This is a genomic window from Cryobacterium sp. 10I5 (genome assembly GCF_035019865.1).
GTDB classification, from domain to species: Bacteria; Actinomycetota; Actinomycetes; order Actinomycetales; family Microbacteriaceae; genus Cryobacterium; species Cryobacterium breve_A.
The window spans coordinates 1-18,700 of sequence record NZ_JASJVI010000081.1 but is presented as its reverse complement, the minus strand read 5'-3'; the positions used below and the strand labels follow the sequence as shown (position 1 = coordinate 18,700).

The following is an 18,700-nucleotide window of genomic DNA, read 5'->3' as shown; positions in this document are numbered from 1 at the left end:
CCACTAACGCCCCCACCCCCGCCCGCCCCCCGCGGGGGGGGCTTCGTCATATCCGGGTGGGCCTACGATTGAAGCCTCACCAGAACGGATGTGACGTGACTGCACAAGCCTCTTCCCAGGCCGGTAACAACCTCGACCCGTGGTACCACCACTACGCCGAGCGAGCCGCAGGTCTCCGGGCCTCCGAGGTGCGCGCCCTCTTCGCCGTCGCCTCCCGCCCCGAAGTCGTCTCCCTTGCCGGAGGAATGCCATTCGTGGCTGCCCTGCCGCCAGACCTCGTCGTCAACGCCATGGAACGGGTCATGCGCGAGCAGGGTCCCGTTGCCCTGCAATACGGCTCTGGCCAGGGTGTCCCCGCGCTGCGAGAACAGATCCTCGAGGTCATGGCACTCGAAGGCATCCGTGCCCACGCCGACGATGTCGTCGTGACGACCGGCTCGCAGCACGCCCTCGAACTCGTCAGCAAACTCTTCCTCGACCCCGGTGACGTCGTGATCTCCGAGGGACCGAGTTACGTGACGGCTATGGTCATCTTCAAGTCGTACCAGGCCGAGGTCGACCACGTCCCCATGGACGAGCACGGTCTCATCCCTGAGGCCCTGCGCGAGCACATCACTCAACTGCGCACCGCCGGCAAGACCATCAAGTTCCTCTACACGATCCCGAACTTCCACAATCCGGCCGGGGTCACGCTGAGCTGGCAACGACGTGTCGAGATCCTCGAAATCTGTCGGGCCAACAACATCCTTGTCCTCGAGGACAACCCGTACGGCTTGCTGTACTTCGACAAGCCGGCACCGGATGCGATGCGCTCGCTCGAAGACGACGGCGTCGTCTACCTCGGTACCTTCTCCAAGACTCTCGCCCCCGGATTCCGCGTCGGCTGGGCCCTCGCCCCGCACGCGATCCGGGAAAAACTCGTCCTCGCCAACGAAGCGGCCGTGCTCTCACCCAGCTCGTTCAGTCAACTCGTGATCTCCGAGTACCTCGCCACTGCCGACTGGAAGGCCCAGATCAACACCTTTCGCGGCGTGTACCACGAGCGCAAGGACGCCCTCCTGAACGCGCTCGACGAGTACCTGCCCGAACTCACCTGGACGAATCCCAATGGCGGTTTCTACGTCTGGGTCACCCTGCCGCAGCTGCTCAATTCCAAGGCGATGCTTCCCCGCGCGGTCAAGGAGCTTGTCGCGTACACGCCGGGGACCGCATTCTTCGCCAACGGCGACGGCCAGCAGAACATCCGGTTGTCGTTCTGCTACCCCACCCCCGCAGAAATCCGGGTCGGCGTTCGTCGCCTCGCCACCGTGGTCCGCGATGAGCTCGACCTCCTCGAAACATTCGCCGGCACCGGCTCGCTCGATCCGGTGCGCACACCCGGTCGCTTCAACCCGCTGCCGACCGACGTCTCCTAGCCCACGAACCACTCGCACGCGATTAGCAAGGAATCCCTGATCATGACCGATATTTCTACCCTTGCGATTGTCGTTCTCGCCGGCGGAATCTCGCATGAGCGCGATATCTCCCTCCGTTCGGGGCGACGGGTGGCGGATGCCCTGACCAGCCTCGGGCACAAGGTCACCCTCCTGGACCCGCAGGCGGGACTCCTTCTCGACCTCAGCACCCGGGCGCCCGACGTCATCTTCCCGGTCGTGCACGGGGCGACGGGCGAAGACGGCGCGCTCCTCGCCCTCCTGGAAACCACGGGTATCCCCCATGTCGGCTCCCTCGGCGGGCCCGCAAGCCTGGCCTGGTCGAAGCCCACGGCCAAGGAACTCGTCCGTCGCGCCGGCTTCTCGACGCCGAACTGGATCGCCCTGTCCAAGGAGACCTTCCGCGACCTGGGAGCGGCGAGCGTGCTCGAGCACCTCCTGACGGCCCTGCCCACTCCCCTGGTGGTGAAGCCCGCGCAAGGCGGATCCGCCCAGGGCGTCACGATCGTCGACACCGCCGCCGAGCTTCCGCGAGCCATGGTCGAGGCGTACACCTACAACTCAGTGGCCCTCGTCGAGGAGAAGGTGCGCGGCACCGAACTCGCCGTCACAGTGATCGACTCCGGCGCCGGTCCCGGCGCCCTCCCGGCCGTCGAGATCGTTCCCGTCAACGGCGTCTACAGTTTTGAAGCCCGCTACAACGCCGGCGAGACTCTCTTCTACGCACCCGCGCGCATCTCCGCCGACATCGCCGCCCTCGTCGCCGAGACGGCGGTCGCCATTCACACGCTGCTCGGACTCAGGCACATTTCCCGGATCGACCTCATCGTCGACGAGGACGGCGTGGTTTGGTTCCTCGAAGCCAACGTCCTCCCCGGTCTCACTGAGACCTCCCTGGTCCCCCAGTCCATCGAAGCCTCCGGTGCAACGCTCGGCGAGGTCTACGAGTCTCTCGCGCGTGCCGCGGTCGCGACCGTCGACCGACCCTGATCCGACCACATCGCCCAGATCATCCGGAATTCGCCGCATTCAGGTCGCGATTCGGAAATTCTCGGACGGCCTGAGTCGGCTTAGAACGCGTTCTGATGACCTGAAATCTCCCGGAATGGGCCTTCAAGCGCGATGTCCGAGACAACGTTTCACGTGAAACTCTCGCTCAGTGGTCGCCTCGTCGGCGGCGATCCGTGAAATTACGCGTTTCACGTGAAACATGCGTCGCGAACGTGACGCATGCAGGGCCGATGATCCACACGAGACCGTCGTCGCCTTCGAATAATGGGCGTCGAGTCACGAACGGTAGGAGACCCGGGTGAGCCTGCCGCCATGTTTCACGTGAAACATGCCCCGGCTACGCGTCGTGTTACGACGTTTCACGTGAAACATGCCGCAGCGAGTCAGCGCGGTGAGCGCACTGCACTGCGTGCGTGATGTTTCACGTGAAACACCCGAGGGGGACAGGTCCGTTCGTCCGCGGGATCTAGTTCGATCCGAAGCCAGGCTCACCCAGCACGGCAAGAATCCGGTTCAGGTCGCCGATGGTCGCAAAATCGATATTGATCTGGCCCTTGCGAGCACCCAGGTTGATCTTCACCCGGGTGTCCAGCCGATCACCGAGGTGCAATGCGATTTCGTCGAGATGACCCTGCCGCTTGCCTGCGGACGGGCGCGGTGCCTGCACCTTAGGCACCGCCGTCGCAGCGGCCTCCGCGGCGCGGACGGACAGGTCCTCGTTCACGATCTTGTCCGCCAGCCGCAGCATCCCTTCCGGGTCGCCGACGGAGAGGATCGCGCGGGCGTGTCCAGCAGAGAGAACCCCGGCCGCGACACGCACTTGCGCCGCCTCCGGGAGCTTCAGCAGACGGATCGTGTTGGTAATTTGTGGCCTTGACCGGCCAATTCGCTGTGCGAGCTCGTCCTGGGTGATTCCAAAGTCTGCAAGGAGCTGCTGGTAAGCCGACGCCTCTTCAAGCGGGTTCAGCTGGGCGCGGTGCAGGTTCTCCAGCAGGGCGTCCCGGAGCATATCGACGTCGGCGGTGTCCCGGACCACGGCGGGGATGGAGTCCAGGCCGGCTTCCTTGGTCGCCCGCAGCCTCCGCTCACCCATGACGAGTTCGTACTTTCCCGGCTGATCCGGGAGCGGACGCACCACGATCGGCTGCAGCACACCGACCTCGCGGATGCTGTGAACCAGTTCCGCGAGATCGGATTCGTCGAACACGCTGCGGGGCTGTTGGGCATTCGGGACGATGTCGAACGGATTCAGGTGCGCGAGCCGGGCACCGGGAACGGGGACCAGGAGGGGCGCGTCCGCATCCGCCTCCTCGACCACGTCAGAACCGGCCTCGTCAGAACCAGCGACATCCGCCTCTGCCACGACCGCGAGGTCAACGGCGACGATCCCGGCCTCGGCGTTGGCCACGGCGAGTGCTGCGGCGGCACTCGCCTTCGCCGCGGGGGAGTACGGGAAGAAGACATCGACGGGACGGGCGAGGGTCGGGTCGTCCTGGATCGGAATCAGGGCGCCAATGCCACGGCCGAGGCCTGTTCTTTTCGCCATTACTGTCGTTCTCCTGTCTGGGGGGCACCGCGTCTGGCGATTTCCGCTGCTGCTTCAAGGTAGGAGAGCGATCCTGCCGAGTTCAGGTCGTAACTGATCACGCTCTGCCCGTAGCTCGGGGCCTCAGAAACGCGCACAGAGCGCGGAATGAGGGTGCTCAGCACCTGGTTGGGGAAGTGATCGCGCACGTCCTGCGCCACCTGGTTGGCGAGGTTGGTGCGACTGTCGTACATCGTCAGGAGAATGGTCGACACGGTGAGCTCAGGGTTGAGATGCTTCTCGATCAGTTCGATGTTCTTGAGCAACTGGCTCAGGCCTTCGAGTGCGTAGTACTCGCACTGAATCGGGATCAGGACCTCTCTCGCCGCCACAAAGGCGTTGATCGTGAGGAGTCCGAGCGACGGGGGACAGTCGATGAAGACGTAGTCGTAGGGATCCATCATCGCCGCCAGGTGCACGTTGAGGGCCCGGCTCAGTCGCTGTTCCCGTGCGACAAGGGAAACCAGCTCGATCTCGGCTCCGGCGAGGTGAATGGTCGCCGGAACACAGAAGAGCGAACCGAATTCCGGGCTACTCTGCACCACCGAGGCGAGTTCCACATCATTGATGATCACGTCATAGACGCTCGGGGTGTCCGCGCGGTGTTCGACGCCGAGCGCTGTCGAGGCGTTCCCCTGCGGGTCGAGGTCGATCACGAGCACCCGGGCGCCCTGTCGTGCGAGTGCCGCGGCCAGGTTCACGGCGGTCGTGGTCTTACCCACCCCGCCCTTCTGGTTGGACACTGTGATGACCCGGGTCCGCTCGGGCTTGGGCAGCTTCTCCGCCGCGATCACCTGGCGCCTGCGCGTCAGCTCGCTGATCTCCCGGGCGAGGGGAGTGCTGCTGTCAAAACCGGGTGCGGCCGTGGTGTCGTGCTGATCCTGGCCGGGTTGTTTCACGTGAAACCTTTACGTTCGACGGTTGAAGAGCCATCCGAGGGTGATGCACGATCCGTGTTCGCGGGTGCGAAACGCCGATCGGGGACTAATCAACTGTAGCCCTTATGACCCGGGTCACGTCCTGCAGCACGCCCTCGCCGAGGGTGATCACTTCGACATTGCTGAGGTGAAAGCGACGAATCTCCTTCGACGCAGCCGCGATCTCGCCCTGAGCTCCGGCGCCCTTCATCAGCACGAGCTCACCCCCCGCCCTGAGCAGCGGGGCTGTCAGGGGGATGAGGGTTCGGAAAGCGCTTACTGCCCGGGCGGTGACCTGATCGAGCGGATGCGGGAGGTGCAGGTCTTCGGCGCGCGCGCGCATGACGGTCGTGTTGGTCAAACCGAGTTCCGAAACCTGCTCGGTCAGCCAGGCCACGCGGCGTTCCATCGGTTCGATCAGGACGAAGTCCACGTCGGGACGGATGATCGCCAGCACGAGGCCGGGTAGCCCGGCACCCGAGCCGACGTCGCCGACGAGTCCCGGACGGAGCAGAGGGGCCAGGATCGCACAGTTCAGGATGTGCCGGCTCCAGAGCCGGGGCAACTCGAGCGGGCCGATCAGGCCGCGCTCCTCACCCTGGCTCGCGAGATTGGCCGCGAAGGCGCGTGCGACGTCGATGCGGTACCCGAAGAGTCCGGAGGTAACGAGGGGTTCGGTCTCGAGCGTATCGTTCACGGGTTCCACGTGAAACTACGCCGCGGTGATGACCGTGTGACGGTCGCGGCCCTCACCTGTGGACTCAGACACGTAACCGTGCTCGGAGACGAGGTCGTGAACGAGCTTGCGCTCATAGGACGACATGGGCGGGAGGGATGCCTCCGTCGCCCCTGCGGCGATGCGCTCGATCGCGCGCGTCACGAGGACGCCGAGTTCGGCCTGGCGGGCCTCACGGGAGCCACCGATGTCGAGGATCAACCGGGAGAACGAGCCGGTCTTGTTCTGTACCGCGAGGCGGGTCAGCTCCTGCAATGCGTTCACAGTGTCCGGGCGGGAGAGCAGGCGCAGGCTTCCGGCATCCGTCGAATTGACAGACACGTAGGCCCGGCCGTTGCGGGCATCGATGTCGATGTCACCGTCGAGGTCGCAGATGTCGAGGAATTCCTCGATGTAGTCCGCAGCGACATCGCCCTCCTTCTCGAGCTGATCGAGGGTAGGGGAGTCATCTTCCGCGGGGGAGGCCGCGGCGATCACGTCGGTGTTCTCAGTCACGATGTCCGTCTCTTCTGTCTACTGTTCAGTCGTTCTGTTCAGTCGCCTGGGCCTGTTCAGCCGCTTCAGACCAGTCTATTTCTTCGGGCCGGTCTGCTTCTTGGCGCGGGCCTTGCCGACGGGCTGCTGGCGCTGCGGCAGCTGCTTCTTCGGCTCCTCGACCACGATGATGTCGCCGTCCTTCGCGATGAGCTTCCCCTTGCGCGCGAGACGCTCCTCGCGAGCCTTGGCTGCTTCGCTGCCCGGTGTCGGCATGTTGCGGATGACCAGGAACTGCTGGGCCATGGTCCAGATGTTCGAGGTCAGCCAGTAGAACATGACGCCGAGCGGGAAGGCGATACCGGAGAAGGCGAAGACGAGCGGGAGTAGGTACAACATCATCCGCTGCTGCTTGAACATCGGGCTCGCCTTGGTCTCAGGCGACATGTTCTTGGAGACGATCTGGAGCTGCGTGATGAACTGCGAAGCGGTCATCAGCACGACCATCGTGGCCGCGATGATCATCACGGCCAGGTTGTACGGGCTGCCGGCCACGAGAAGGGCCCACTGAGTGGAGAACGATTCGTGCAGCGGTGCGACCCCGAACAGGGTGGCACTGCCGAAGCTCTCGGCAAGCTGGGAGTTGAGCGGGCCGACACCGGCCTTGGCGTGCTGGGCATCGTTGAGCACGGAGAAGAGCGCGAAGAAGATCGGCATCTGCAGCAGGAGCGGAAGGCACGAGCTCAGCGGGTTTGTGCCCGTGCGCTTGTAGAGTTCCATAGTCTCGCGGGACATGGCCTCGCGGGAGAACTGGTCCTTCTTGCCCTTGTACTTGTCCTGGATCTTCTTGAGCTGAGGGGCCACCTCGAGCATCTTGCGCTGGCTGCGAATCTGCCGTACAAAGATGGGGATGAGCGCGGCGCGCACGACGAGCACGAGTCCCACGATGGCCAGCACCCAGGTGATGCCGTCGTTGTAGCCGAGCCCGACGGTCGTGAACAACCAGTGGAAGGCGACGAGCAGGAGCTCGACAGCCCATTTCAAAGGCCAGAGAATCGTACCTAGGAGGTCCATACTTTGGGTCAGCCCTTTCCGTGGCTCACTGGGACTACAAATCCAAACGACGTCACGGCGTAGCGACGCTTGCGCTTCAGCGGAACGTCATCGACTCCGCCTTCGGCCCACGGATGACACCGGGCCAGCCGGCGTGCAGCCAGACCGGACCCGATTACCAGGCCATGTTCCTGGACGGCGCCGAGTGCGTACGCCGAACAAGAGGGATAGTACCTGCAAACGTCGCCATATAGCGGTGAGATCACCGCACGGTACACGCGCAAGAGCACAACCCCCAGATTGCGTGGGAGCAGAAGCACCCAGGCGAGCACGGTCTTCATCGGGAGGGCAGTCGTTCCGGCCGGCGATGGCCGGATCCGGTCGTGCCCGCGGCATGTCGGCGCTGGAAACTCAGGAGGGCCTGGCTGACTTCGGCCTGCAAAACGGGCCATTCCACTTCGTGCGCCGCGGGAAGTGCCCGGATGACGACATCCGTGCCGGGGTGCACCGTGGGGAGCAGGCCGAAGCAGGCCGCCTTCAGGCGACGCCGCATCCGGTTGCGCCGAACGGCATTCCCCACGTTTTTCGCGACGATGAAACCGAACCGAGGGGGTAGGCCTTCGGCATTGTCGCGCAGGTAGGTCACGAAATGCGGACCAACCACACGCACGCCGCGGCGAACGACCATCTTGTAGTCGTTGCCGCTCGTGATGCGATTGGTCCCCGCGAGCACGGGAGTGCTTACGCGGAAAGTTCGGTGCGACCCTTGCGACGGCGGGCACCGAGGATCGCGCGGCCGGCACGGGTGCGCATGCGAAGACGGAAGCCGTGCACCTTGGCGCGACGACGGTTGTTCGGCTGGAAAGTTCTCTTGCTCATTGTGTGGTCTCCACGTATTGAATCTCCGCAGGCCAAAAAATGTAGAACGGCCGGGAAAGAGTGAGGTAGCCCGCGGGCTGGGGTCAACTGATTAAAACTACGGCCTCAATCGGTGCTGGTCAAACCGGACGGCGACAAACGGCGGAATCTGCAGATCTTTTCTCGGTTTCCGGTCAACGACACGTACCGAATCCACAACAGAGTTGGCCACCGCGGCAGACAGTGACTACCGTGAGGACAAGTTATCCACAGGCAGCCCCCATTGCCTGTGAAACAAAGCCCGAATTGCACACAGGCGGTGGATAACCTTGTGGATGCTTTTGCTGGAGCCGTCTATTCGGCTCACACTGGTGTCGACTGTTCCGACCTTTCCGGGTGCATTCAACAAATTATCGACAGTACCGACGCGCAGTTTCAACACACAGTCTTTCAACAGACAGCGTTTCAACAGACAGTATCGACAGAGGGAACAATGGCAGCCGAAGAACAACCGATCGCGGACACCTGGCGGGCAGTGCTCACCAGCCTCGAATCGGATGAAACCATCACCCCGATGCTCTACGGCTTCCTGAACCTGGTCGAACCGAAGGGCATCGCGGCCGGCACGTTCTATCTCGAGGTACCGAACGAGTTCACCGCGAGCATGCTGAACCAGCGGATGCGGGTTCCCCTGCTCGCCGCGATGGGCCACCTCTCTGAGGCGAGCGCGGTGTCGACCTTCTACGTCGTCGTCAACCCTGAACTCGAGCAGGAGTCGGTCCGTCCGGTTCAGGAGTCCGCACTGCCCAGGGATGTCGAGACTCCCGCGACGCCCCAGTCGGTTTTCGAAAGCGCACCGCCCGTCGAAAGCCCGCACGACACCCGGCTGAATTCGAAGTACAGCTTCGACAACTTCGTGATCGGGCAGTCCAACCGGTTCGCACACGCCGCAGCCGTCGCCGTCGCCGAAGCGCCGGCCAAGGCGTACAACCCCCTCTTCGTCTACGGCTCGTCCGGATTGGGCAAGACCCACCTGCTCCATGCCATCGGCCACTACGCCATGAGCCTCTATCCGGGCATTCGAGTTCGTTATGTCAGTTCCGAAGAGTTCACCAACGACTTCATCAATTCGATCGCGAACAACCGCGGCTCGGCATTCCAGTCGCGGTATCGCAACATCGACATCCTGATGATCGACGACATCCAGTTCCTGCAGGGCAAGGCGGAGACGCAGGAGGCGTTCTTCCACACCTTCAACACCCTGCACGACCACAACAAGCAGGTCGTCATCACGAGCGACCTGCCGCCGAAGGCCCTGACCGGCTTCGAAGACAGGATGCGGTCCCGCTTCGAGTGGGGCCTCATCACGGATGTCCAGGCCCCCGACCTCGAGACCCGCATCGCGATCCTGCGTAAAAAGGCCCAGAGCGAGAAGCTCCAGGTTCCCCACGACATCCTCGAATTCATGGCCTCGAAGGTCTCGTCCAACATCCGCGAGCTCGAGGGAACCCTGATCCGGGTCACGGCCTTCGCGAGCCTGAACCGAACGCCCGTCGACATGGACCTCGTCCAGACGGTGCTCAAGGACCTGATCACGCTCGACGAGGACAACGTCATCGCGCCGGTCGACATCATCACCAATACCGCGGACTACTTCAAGCTCACCGTCGAAGACCTCTATGGCTCGTCCCGGTCCCAGGCCGTTGCCACGGCCCGCCAGATCGCCATGTACCTCTGCCGTGAACTCACCAATCTTTCGCTCCCGAAGATCGGTCAGCTTTTCGGCAATCGGGACCACACGACGGTGATGTACGCGAACAAGAAGATCAGCGAACTCATGAAGGAACGCCGCTCGATCTACAACCAGGTCACGGAACTGACCAACCGCATCAAGCAGGACCACCGCTACAAATAATCCGCAGAATCCCTCAGTTTTCACAGTTGTGGATAACCCTGTGGAAACTCGTCGAACAACTTGTATGAATTTGTGGAAACTGCCGTCCGGCTTGTGCAAACTCCGCTCCTGGCAAGGCTCGTCCTGAACCGGGGGCCGATTAACGCTCACAGGCTGCCCACAAGTTACATGTTTGTAGTTCCCAGTGAACGAGCCGCATCCACAGAGTTATCCACAGTTTCCACAACGGTTAAGAAGATTAACAAAAACTTAAACTTCTCTCTGGCCGACAACCTTTCCTCCGAAGCCGGAGGAGATCCAGCGACGCAGAGGCTGCTGTGAGTACGACTACCATTGAGCCCAAACAGGTCTCCGACCGACAGGAGTGACTTCGTGAGATTTCAGGCCAACCGGGACGTTTTCAGCGAAGCCGTTTCTTTTGCTGTCAAACTCCTTCCCCAGCGCACCACGCTGCCCATTTTGAGCGGTGTGCTGATCGAAGCAACAACGACCGGCTTGATCCTCTCGTCATTCGACTACGAGGTCTCCGCCCAAACCGAGATCGCCGCAGAGGTCGAAGAAACCGGGCGAGTCCTTGTCTCCGGTCGCCTCCTTGCCGAAATCGCCAGCCGGATGCCCAACGCTCCCGTCAGCTTCGTGACGAAGGACTCCCGCATCACGGTCAGCTGTGGAACAGCGAGCTTCACACTTCTGTCCATGCCTGTCGAGGAATATCCGAGCATCCCGGTCGTCAGCGGCCAGGCCGGCCTCGTTCCGGCGGAAGACTTCGCCGCCGCCGTCGCCCAGGTCGCCGTCGCCGCATCGCGCGACGACGTCACCCCGGTCATCACGGGTGTCCAGCTCCAGATCTCCGAAAACAGCCTGAGCCTCGTCGCCACCGACCGTTATCGTGTCGCCGTCCGAGAAATCGACTGGGACCCCGGAACGATGGTCGGGGCAGACAGCATCACCGCGCTGGTACCGGCCCGCACCCTCCAGGAAGTCGGCAAGACGTTCGGACACAGCGGCACGATCTCGGTGGCGATCACCAACACCGATGATCGCGAACTGATCGCCTTCACCGCCGACAAGAAGACCGTCACGAGCCTGCTGATCAAGGGCAACTACCCGCCCGTTCGCCGGCTGTTCCCTGACCAGGTCGACAACTACGCCGTGATGAACACCGCGGAACTGATCGAGGCCACCCGTCGCGTCGCACTCGTGCTCGAACGCGAGGCGGCCCTGCGGTTCTCGTTCACGACCGAGGGACTCACCCTGGAAGCGGTCGGCTCAGAGCAGGCCCAGGCGAAGGAATCCGTGGACGCAATCCTGTCCGGCGTTGAGACCGTCGTCTCCCTCAAACCGCAATTCCTGCTGGACGGCCTCACGGCCGTGCACTCGGAATTCGTGCGGATCTCCTTCACGAAGACGGAAAACCCGAACAAGCCCGGACCCGTCCTGATCACGAGCCAGAGTTCGCGCGACCAGCCAGGAGCGGACAGCTACAAGTACCTGCTCCAGCCGAACCTGCTGCTGCGCTAAGAACTCCGGTGCGGGTAACTCACCTGTCCCTGACCGACTTCCGCAACTATGCGCAGGTCGAGGTGCCGTTCCAGCCGGGACCGAACCTCATCGTGGGAAGCAACGGCCAGGGTAAGACCAACCTGGTCGAGGCCCTCGGATTCCTGAGCACACTGGGTTCGCACCGGGTTTCGACAACGGCGGCGATGATCAGGTCCGGTGAGGAATCCGCGATCATCCGGGCGAAACTCGAGTACAACGGCAGGGATCTCCTCGCCGAAGTGCAGATCAACCGTTCCGGGCTGAACCGGGCGCAGATCAACCGCTCCGTCATCAAGACGAGGGAGCTGCCGAGGTACTTCTCGAGCGTGTTGTTCGCTCCGGAAGACCTCGCGCTCGTGCGGGGCGACCCCTCGGGGCGGCGCCGGTTCCTCGACCAGCTTCTCGTGCTCCGCTCGCCTCGGCTCACCGGGGTGCTGGCCGATTACGACCGGGTGCTCAAGCAGCGCAATTCCCTGTTGAAGTCGGCCAGGGCGTCCGGATTGCGCACAACCCAGCTCGGAACCCTCGAGGTATGGGACGACCGCCTCGTGGAATTCGGTTCGGAGATCATCGACGAACGCGCGAAACTCGTCGATGAACTCGGCGGTCCCCTACGTACCGCGTATGAAGCCGTCGTCGGGGCCGATCACGGGCCGGCCCTGCTCGGCGCCCTGAGCGTCCTGGGCCTGGATGACAGCATCGGCAGCGAGGAGGGCACTCCTTCTCACGCTTCTTCTCCCTCTCTTTCCAGCACACCGGCTGTCGCGACAGAGGACGGGGCGAAGGCTGCCGGGACGACGGCCGACCTGTTCCGGGCGGCCCTCGCCGGAGTGCGTCGCAAGGAACTCGACAGAGGGATGACCCTGGTCGGCCCCCATCGCGACGATGTCGTCTTCATGCTCAACGCCCTGCCGGCGCGAGGCTATGCGAGCCACGGCGAATCCTGGTCATTCGCCCTCGCGCTCAAACTCGCGGCCGCGGAACTCCTGCGCAGGGACTCTTCGAGCGGGGATCCGGTCCTCATCCTCGACGATGTCTTCGCGGAACTCGACCTGTCCCGCCGAAGCCGACTCGCAACGGCGGTCCTGGCATTCGACCAGGTGCTCATCACGGCGGCCGTGTTCGAAGACGTCCCCGATCAGCTGGCCGCGCACACCATCCGCATCCATGCCGGGGAGGTCGTCGATGGCTGAGCAGAGCGAGGCGGCACGGGTCTACCTGCGTTTCAAGGACGTGTTCGGTGATCCGAATGCCAAGCGCGTCAAGGCCAGGCGCAAGGTACGGGACGACACCGGTTCGAGTGTGCCGTTCGGCATCGGCCGCGATCCGCGCGGCCTCGGGGACACCATCGACTCCCTGACCCTGCAACTGGGCTGGAACTCACCCCTCGCGCAGTCGGAACTGCTCGCATCCTGGATCGAACTCGCCGGTGAGGAAACCTCGAAGCACTCCACTCCCGCCGGTATCGACGAGGGCGTCCTGACGGTCCATTGCGAGTCGACGGCGTGGGCGACCCAGCTGCGGATGATGCGTGTCGAAATCATGACGCACATCTCCGTCCGGTACCCCGACGCGGGCATCGTGTCAATCCGTTTTCAGGGACCCAACGCTCCCTCCTGGAAAAAGGGCCCCAGATCAATTCCAGGGCGCGGTCCACGCGATACCTACGGCTAGGGAGCCAAAACAGGTCAACCGACTAGGCAAAACGCGTCAGATCCCCGTTTATGGCCGGGAGGCCATGCCCTGTTTGGTAGACTCAAGGGTCGCCCGCGCGACGGTCAGGAGCTCCATAACAGATGTCAGTCGAACCATTGATCGAGCCGGAGCATGGATACGGCGCCGACGATATCCAGGTCCTCGAGGGACTTGAAGCCGTTCGGAAGCGTCCCGGTATGTACATCGGGTCGACCGGTCCCCGAGGTCTGCACCACCTGGTCTACGAGATTGTGGACAACTCGGTGGACGAGGCCCTCGCCGGACACTGCGACACGATCGGCATCGAGATCCTCGCCGACGGAGCCGTGCGCGTCGCCGACAACGGACGAGGCATCCCCGTCGACATCCACAAGGCGGAGGGCCGTTCAACGGTCGAGGTCGTCCTGACCGTGCTCCACGCCGGCGGAAAGTTCGGCGGCGGCGGTTATTCCGTCTCCGGTGGCCTCCACGGCGTCGGCAGCTCCGTGGTCAACGCGCTGTCCTCGCGGCTCGACGTCGCGGTTCGTCGCCAGGGCCACGTGTGGCGACAGAGCTTCCACGACGGCGTCCCCTTCGCTCCGCTGAGCCAGGACGAAGCCTCGGACGAGACCGGAACAACGATCACGTTCTGGCCGAGCGCGGAAACCTTCGAGACCACGGACTTCGACTTCGAGACCCTGCGGGCCCGTTTCCAGCAGATGGCGTTCCTTAATAAGGGACTCACCATCACGCTCACCGATGAACGACCGGATCACCTCGATGCCGAGGGCGCGCCGATTCACAAGACCTTCATGTACGAGAAGGGACTCGTCGACTACGTCGAGTATCTCAACCGTGCCAAGAAGGCCGAACTCGTCAACGAAGAAATCATCTCCTTCGAGTTCGAAGACCACGAACGCAAGATGGCCCTCGAAGTGGCCATGCAGTGGACCACCGCGTACACGGAGAGCGTCCACACCTACGCGAACACGATCAACACCCACGAGGGCGGCACCCACGAAGAGGGTTTCCGCGCGGCGCTCACAACCCTCGTCAACAAGTACGCCAGGGAGAAGGGCATCCTCAAGGAAAAGGATGACAACCTCACCGGCGACGATGTGCGCGAGGGCCTGACCGCCGTCGTGTCGATCAAACTCGCCGAACCTCAGTTCGAAGGCCAGACCAAGACGAAGCTCGGCAACACCGAGGCGAAGTCCTTCGTGCAGAAGGTCGCCAACGATCAGCTCTCCGACTGGTTCAACCGCAACCCGATCTCGGCCAAGGAGATCATCCGCAAGGCACTCCAGGCCTCGAACGCCCGGATGGCGGCCCGTAAGGCGCGCGAAACCGCCAGGCGAAAGGGCCTCCTCGAGGGTGGTGGCATGCCGGGCAAGCTCAAGGACTGCCAGAGCAAGGACCCGTCGCTCTCCGAGATCTTCATCGTCGAGGGTGACTCGGCCGGCGGCTCCGCCGTGCAGGGCCGTAACCCGGAGTACCAGGCGATTCTGCCCCTCCGCGGAAAGATCCTGAACGTCGAGAAGGCCCGGCTCGACCGCGCCCTCGGCAACGCCGAGGTCCAGGCCATGATCACGGCCTTCGGCGCCGGCATGGGCGAGGAATTCAACCCCGACAAGGTGCGGTACCACAAGATCGTCCTGATGGCCGATGCGGATGTCGACGGCCAGCACATCACGACCCTCCTGCTCACCCTGTTGTTCCGCTACATGCGACCGCTCATCGATCTCGGTTACGTGTACCTCGCGCAGCCGCCGTTGTACCGGCTCAAATGGACGAACTCCCCGCACGAATACGTCTACTCCGACAAGGAGCGCGACGCGCTGCTCGCCGACGGTGCCGCAGCGGGCAAACGGATCCCCAAGGACAACGGTATCCAGCGCTACAAGGGCCTCGGCGAAATGGACTACAAGGAACTGTGGGAAACCACGATGGCGCCCGAGACCCGCACGCTGCTCCAGGTCACGCTCGACGACGCAGCGGCAGCGGACGAGATTTTCTCCACACTGATGGGCGAGGACGTCGAGTCCCGCCGAAACTTCATCCAGAAGAACGCGAAGGACGTGCGTTTCCTTGACATCTGACGACACCACCAACAACACGACCAACGAGGAAACCGCGGCGGAAGCGGCCGCGAAGGCGGCCCATCTCGAGCAGCACGGCAAGATCGACCAGGTCGACCTGCAGCTCGAGATGCAGCGTTCCTACCTCGACTACGCGATGAGCGTCATCGTCGGGCGGGCGCTTCCCGACGTGCGCGACGGCATGAAGCCCGTGCACCGCCGCGTGATCTACGCCATGTTCGACGGCGGCTACCGCCCGGACAAGGCGTTCAGCAAGTGCGCGCGCGTCGTCGGCGACGTGATGGGCCAGTTCCACCCGCACGGTGACTCCTCCATCTACGACGCCCTCGTCCGGCTGGTCCAGCCCTGGAGCCTGCGCTACCCGCTCGCCCTCGGGCAGGGAAACTTCGGCTCCCCCGGAAACGACGGCGCCGCCGCCCCGCGGTACACCGAGACGAAGATGGCCCCGCTCGCCCTCGAGATGGTGCGCGACATCGACGAGGACACCGTCGACTTCCAGGACAACTACGACGGCCGCACACTCGAACCGACCGTGCTCCCCTCGCGCTTCCCGAACCTGCTCGTCAACGGTTCGGTCGGCATCGCGGTCGGCATGGCCACCAACATCCCGCCGCACAACCTGCGCGAGGTGTCCGCCGGCGCCCTCTGGTACCTGCAGAACCCCGACGCGACCCGCGAAGAGCTCCTCGAAGCCCTCATCCAGCGGATCAAGGGACCCGACTTCCCCACCGGCGCCCAGATCCTCGGCATCAAGGGCATCCAGGATGCCTATCGCACCGGTCGCGGCTCGATCACGATGCGGGCCGTCGTCAGCATCGAAGAGCTCCAGGGTCGCACCTGCCTCGTGATCACCGAGCTGCCGTACCAGGTCAACCCGGACAACCTCGCGATCAAGATCGCCGACCTCGTCAAGGACGGCAAGATCGGCGGCATCGCCGACATCCGCGACGAAACCTCCGGTCGTACCGGCCAGCGCCTCGTGATCGTGCTCAAGCGCGACGCCGTCGCGAAGGTCGTCCTCAACAACCTCTACAAGCACACACCGCTGCAGGAGAACTTCGGCGCGAACATGCTCGCGATCGTCGACGGCGTGCCGCGCACGCTGCCCCTGGACGGTTTCGTCTCCGCCTGGGTCGACCACCAGGTCGACGTCATCGTGCGGCGCACCCAGTTCCGGCTCAACAAGGCCGAAGCGGATGCGCATATCCTGCGCGGGTATCTGAAGGCCCTTGACGCCCTCGACGACGTGATCGCGCTCATCCGGCGGTCACCGACCGTCGACGACGCCCGCACCGGCCTCATGGAACTCCTGGACGTGGACAAGCTCCAGGCCGACGCCATCCTGACCATGCAGCTGCGCCGCCTCGCGGCCCTGGAACGCCAGAAGATCATCGACCAGGCCGCCGAACTCGAGCTGCAGATCGTCGAGTTCCAGTCGATCCTCGCGAGCCCCGAGCGCCAGCGCACGATCATCAGCGACGAGCTCACCGAGATCACCACGAAGTTCGGCGACGACAGGCGGACCGAGATCATGTTCGGCTTCGACGGCGACATGTCCGTCGAGGACCTCATCCCCGAAGAGGAGATGGTGGTCACCGTCACGCGTGGCGGCTACATCAAGCGCACCCGCAGCGACAACTACCGCAACCAGCACCGCGGCGGCAAGGGCGTCAAGGGCGCCCAGCTGCGCGCTGACGACGTCGTGGAGCACTTCTTCGTCACAACCACGCATCACTGGCTGCTGTTCTTCACGAACACCGGCCGGGTCTATCGCGCCAAGGCGTACGAGGCCCAGGAATCCGGGCGCGACGCCAAGGGTCAACATGTCGCCAACCTGCTCGCACTGCAGCCGGGCGAGGAGATCGCGCAGATCCTCGACATCCGCGACTACGGGGCCGCCCAGTACCTGACGCTCGCCACCCGCGACGGCCTGATCAAGAAGACGGCCCTGAGCGAGTACGACACGAACCGCACCGGCGGCATCATCGCGATCAAACTGCGCGAGGGCGACGAGCTCGTCTCCGCGCTGCTCGTCGAGGAAGACTCCGATCTGCTGCTCGTCTCCCGGAAGGGAATGTCGATACGCTTCACCGCGAGCGACGAAGCCCTCCGTCCGATGGGCCGCAGCACCTCCGGCGTGATCGGGATGCACTTCCGCGGCGATGACCGGCTGCTCGACGCATCCGTTGTATCAGACGACGGCTATGTTTTCGTCGTGACCGAGGGCGGCTATGCGAAGCGCACAGCGGCCGACCAGTACCGCCTGCAGAACCGTGGCGGGCTCGGGATCAAGGTCGCCAAACTCAACGATGATCGCGGGGACCTCGTCGGGTCCCTTATCGTGGATGACGAGGACGAAGTACTCGTGGTCCTTGCCAGTGGCAAGGTGGTACGCTCTGACGTCGCCGAAGTCCCTGCCAAGGGACGGGACACGATGGGCGTCGTCTTCGCTAAGTTTGCGGAAGAAGACCGGATCATCGCCATTGCGAAGAACTCCGAACGTAACCTGATCGTCGAGGAAACTGCGGACGAGCTGGAGAGCGATTCGGGAGAGGAAGAACCGTTAGATGAGTAGTGTTGCTGAGAAACTTGCCAAAAAGTCTGGCCGGAGGCCCACTGTGACAACCAAGCAGGTGCGTCTCAAGCTGGTCTACATCGACTTCTGGTCGGCGGTGAAGCTGTCGTTCCTGATCGCCCTGTGCCTCGGCATCGTGACCATCGTCGCGACCTTCCTGATTTTCACCGTGCTCAACGGCACCGGGATCTTCGGCAAGATCGACGCCCTGTATGCCGATATCGCGGGGTCGTCATCCGACCTGGCAAGCATCCTGTCTATCGGCAACGTCATGGGCTTCGCCGTCGTCGTGGCGGTGCTGAACACGGTCGTCATCACGGCCCTGGGGGCCGTCTACGCCGTGCTGTACAACCTGAGCGTGAAGATCACCGGCGGCCTGCTCGTCGGCTTCACGAACAACTAGCTACACCCGCTCCGCCAGTTCCACCTGCTCCACCCGCGTCACCGCCGCTCCCAATCGGGCAGCATCCGAAACGAATCGGCTGCTCGATTGGGAGAAACCGGAGGTTTCCGGTAGTCTCAAATCTGCCCAATAAGGGGGATATAGCTCAGTTGGTTAGAGCGCTTCACTGATAATGAAGAGGTCCCAGGTTCAAATCCCGGTATCCCCACGCAGTTACATTTGCACGCAGTAGAAGCTTAAAGACGTACAGGCCTTTCCGGCCTTCACGCCCGTGAATGTGCGGGGCCATAGCTCAATTGGTAGAGCGCCTGCTTTGCAAGCAGGAGGTCCGGGGTTCGATTCCCCGTGGCTCCACAGTCCAGCACAGAATGATCCAGCAGAAGAATGACAGAAGGCCCGCATCCGGTGCTGTCTCTTATACACAT

17 protein-coding genes and 2 tRNA genes are annotated in these 18,700 nt (G+C 63.4%); 11 read left to right on the top strand and 8 right to left on the bottom strand.

Going from position 1 to position 18,700, the window contains the following annotated elements; translation table 11 throughout:
- Positions 1 to 95: 95 nt before the first annotated feature.
- Positions 96 to 1,415, top strand: coding sequence for a PLP-dependent aminotransferase family protein (locus QN350_RS15985; RefSeq protein WP_322138524.1), 1,320 nt, complete (start codon positions 96 to 98; stop codon positions 1,413 to 1,415).
- 42 nt (positions 1,416 to 1,457) lie between these two features.
- Entirely contained in the window at positions 1,458 to 2,423 is a 966-nt protein-coding gene (locus QN350_RS15980) for a D-alanine--D-alanine ligase (protein ID WP_322138523.1), read from the top strand.
- A gap of 487 nt (positions 2,424 to 2,910) precedes the next feature.
- On the opposite strand, the gene QN350_RS15975 is transcribed toward QN350_RS15980, so the two are convergent.
- From QN350_RS15975 to rpmH, 8 genes are all read right to left on the bottom strand, one after another.
- Positions 2,911 to 3,990 (bottom strand): ParB/RepB/Spo0J family partition protein, encoded by a 1,080-nt coding sequence (locus QN350_RS15975; protein ID WP_323516914.1) that lies wholly within the window; start codon positions 3,988 to 3,990, stop codon positions 2,911 to 2,913.
- Entirely contained in the window at positions 3,990 to 4,928 is a 939-nt protein-coding gene (locus QN350_RS15970) for a ParA family protein (RefSeq protein ID WP_323503573.1), read from the bottom strand. Before QN350_RS15970 ends, QN350_RS15975 begins: the two co-directional genes overlap by 1 nt.
- A gap of 85 nt (positions 4,929 to 5,013) precedes the next feature.
- Positions 5,014 to 5,652 (bottom strand): 16S rRNA (guanine(527)-N(7))-methyltransferase RsmG, encoded by a 639-nt coding sequence (rsmG, locus tag QN350_RS15965; protein WP_322138520.1) that lies wholly within the window; start codon positions 5,650 to 5,652, stop codon positions 5,014 to 5,016.
- A gap of 6 nt (positions 5,653 to 5,658) precedes the next feature.
- Positions 5,659 to 6,177, bottom strand: a complete 519-nt coding sequence (locus tag QN350_RS15960) for a protein jag (protein WP_322138519.1) — start codon at positions 6,175 to 6,177, stop codon at positions 5,659 to 5,661.
- Positions 6,178 to 6,252: 75 nt separating this feature from the next.
- Positions 6,253 to 7,230, bottom strand: a complete 978-nt coding sequence (yidC, locus tag QN350_RS15955; protein ID WP_322138518.1) for a membrane protein insertase YidC — start codon at positions 7,228 to 7,230, stop codon at positions 6,253 to 6,255.
- An 8-nt stretch (positions 7,231 to 7,238) separates the two neighbouring features.
- Positions 7,239 to 7,550, bottom strand: a complete 312-nt coding sequence (gene yidD / locus QN350_RS15950) for a membrane protein insertion efficiency factor YidD (protein ID WP_134448656.1) — start codon at positions 7,548 to 7,550, stop codon at positions 7,239 to 7,241.
- Positions 7,547 to 7,942, bottom strand: a complete 396-nt coding sequence (gene rnpA / locus QN350_RS15945; RefSeq protein ID WP_281533591.1) for a ribonuclease P protein component — start codon at positions 7,940 to 7,942, stop codon at positions 7,547 to 7,549. Before rnpA ends, yidD begins: the two co-directional genes overlap by 4 nt.
- 8 nt (positions 7,943 to 7,950) lie before the next feature.
- Positions 7,951 to 8,088, bottom strand: coding sequence for a 50S ribosomal protein L34 (gene rpmH / locus QN350_RS15940; protein WP_010204566.1), 138 nt, complete (start codon positions 8,086 to 8,088; stop codon positions 7,951 to 7,953).
- Positions 8,089 to 8,560: 472 nt separating this feature from the next.
- Between rpmH and dnaA the strand changes: the two genes are divergently transcribed.
- From dnaA to QN350_RS15895, 9 genes are all read left to right on the top strand, one after another.
- Positions 8,561 to 9,982: a chromosomal replication initiator protein DnaA gene (gene dnaA / locus QN350_RS15935; protein WP_323516913.1), complete on the top strand. Its 1,422-nt coding sequence runs from the start codon at positions 8,561 to 8,563 to the stop codon at positions 9,980 to 9,982.
- 372 nt (positions 9,983 to 10,354) lie between these two features.
- The gene (gene dnaN / locus QN350_RS15930; RefSeq protein ID WP_322138515.1) at positions 10,355 to 11,503 is read left to right on the top strand and encodes a DNA polymerase III subunit beta; all 1,149 of its coding nucleotides are present in this window, start codon (positions 10,355 to 10,357) and stop codon (positions 11,501 to 11,503) included.
- An 8-nt stretch (positions 11,504 to 11,511) separates the two neighbouring features.
- Positions 11,512 to 12,717: a DNA replication/repair protein RecF gene (recF, locus tag QN350_RS15925; protein WP_322138514.1), complete on the top strand. Its 1,206-nt coding sequence runs from the start codon at positions 11,512 to 11,514 to the stop codon at positions 12,715 to 12,717.
- Positions 12,710 to 13,198 (top strand): DUF721 domain-containing protein, encoded by a 489-nt coding sequence (locus QN350_RS15920; RefSeq protein WP_281533588.1) that lies wholly within the window; start codon positions 12,710 to 12,712, stop codon positions 13,196 to 13,198. Before recF ends, QN350_RS15920 begins: the two co-directional genes overlap by 8 nt.
- A 122-nt stretch (positions 13,199 to 13,320) precedes the next feature.
- Positions 13,321 to 15,297: a DNA topoisomerase (ATP-hydrolyzing) subunit B gene (gene gyrB, locus QN350_RS15915; RefSeq protein WP_322138513.1), complete on the top strand. Its 1,977-nt coding sequence runs from the start codon at positions 13,321 to 13,323 to the stop codon at positions 15,295 to 15,297.
- 82 nt (positions 15,298 to 15,379) lie between these two features.
- Positions 15,380 to 17,872, top strand: coding sequence for a DNA gyrase subunit A (gyrA, locus tag QN350_RS15910; protein WP_322140361.1), 2,493 nt, complete (start codon positions 15,380 to 15,382; stop codon positions 17,870 to 17,872).
- Positions 17,865 to 18,275: a DUF3566 domain-containing protein gene (locus tag QN350_RS15905; RefSeq protein WP_134448568.1), complete on the top strand. Its 411-nt coding sequence runs from the start codon at positions 17,865 to 17,867 to the stop codon at positions 18,273 to 18,275. The genes gyrA and QN350_RS15905 overlap by 8 nt, the downstream gene beginning before the upstream one ends.
- 134 nt (positions 18,276 to 18,409) lie before the next feature.
- Positions 18,410 to 18,483 (top strand) — tRNA-Ile (locus tag QN350_RS15900).
- Positions 18,484 to 18,556: 73 nt separating this feature from the next.
- A tRNA-Ala gene (locus QN350_RS15895) sits at positions 18,557 to 18,629 on the top strand.
- The last annotated feature ends 71 nt before the right edge of the window (positions 18,630 to 18,700 follow it).